This window comes from Okeania sp. SIO2B9 (assembly GCF_010672505.1).
Taxonomy (GTDB): domain Bacteria; phylum Cyanobacteriota; class Cyanobacteriia; order Cyanobacteriales; family Microcoleaceae; genus Okeania; species Okeania hirsuta.
Map to the genome: position 1 here is coordinate 1 of NZ_JAAHGK010001735.1, position 1,198 is coordinate 1,198.

The 1,198-nt window shown below is 30.1% G+C and carries 1 protein-coding gene; it reads left to right on the top strand.

Features of this window, described 5'->3' with window-relative positions:
- Positions 1-437 precede the first annotated feature (437 nt).
- The gene (locus F6K13_RS34060; RefSeq protein WP_124147117.1) at positions 438-866 is read left to right on the top strand and encodes an SH3 domain-containing protein; all 429 of its coding nucleotides are present in this window, start codon (positions 438-440) and stop codon (positions 864-866) included.
- The last annotated feature ends 332 nt before the right edge of the window (positions 867-1,198 follow it).

Here is a 1,198-nt window from a genome sequence, read left to right on the forward strand (position 1 = left end):
CTGCAGAAGAACAAATTAAGTTTTTACAAGATTGGGCAGCAGCAGGTAAAGCACGTCTTGCTTCTAGATATGGTGGCTTAAAAGGTAATTTTTAGAATAGCAGAAGAAGGAAGAGGAAAGGAGGAAGAGGGAAGAAGAAAATAGTGATACTTAATTATTGATAAATGTTTCCTACAAATAACTTTCTAGGTGTTAGGTGTTAGGCAAATTATTAATTGTTAGTTATTAATTATTAATTATTTACTAGCCAGTTTATTTTTAACGTTCTTTTTTCACCCTTGGTATTACATCTTAATTTGTGATTGATTCCTACAATAAAAAAATCTATATTCCATAAAATAAAAAAATCAACCTTTTTGATTATGTTTTTCTTTCTCTATTCCCTATTCCCTGTATTGTGACTGTAGTAATATTTTATGAAATTGGTTATTAAAGTTATGAATTTTTATAGCTTATTCAAGTTTTTAGTAGGGTTTATTTTAGCAATACTATTGCTCATTGGTGCTAGTGCAGCATCAGTGCTCTACTTTGCAGCAAAACTAACGAAAATGCCTGAAAAACCAATATTTACTAATGAAAAACCTATCGCCCAAAAAGTGAGTACGTCTTCTCCAGGAACTACAAATAAAAATTTATCTAATCAATTAGACCCTGGAGCTTACAGAGCTATTGTAGTTGAACCTATTGGTTTGATTTTACGGGATACTCCTAGCAGAGATGCTAATCGTATTGGTGGTGTTTCTTATCAAGAAAAAGTTATAGTTTTGGAAGACAGTTCAGATAAAAGATGGCAAAGAATTCGAGTGGATGATGGAAGTAATCGTACAGGGTGGGTATCAGGTGGTAATACTGAAAAATTGGAGTAAATTCTCTATTCTTTAATATCATTGAAAACTTACCTAATAAATATAAATTTTGAGTATAAAAACATATTTCTAGGTAATTATTTAATTTTTTTATCTTCTCTGCTACCTTTTCCCAACTTCTGCAAAAAATTTATCATTAAATAGTCTTGATTTGTTAAGAAATTTAGAGAAATTTTAATCTTAATTGCAAAACCAGGATAATTTCCATCTTAATTATTAATTCAGTGATAGGTTGAAACAACGTTGTTAGTTATGAATTGTTTAACAAATCTATCTGGAATTAATAATTATGTACAAAAATCGTTCAAACCGCGATCCATTGGTTGCTGCCA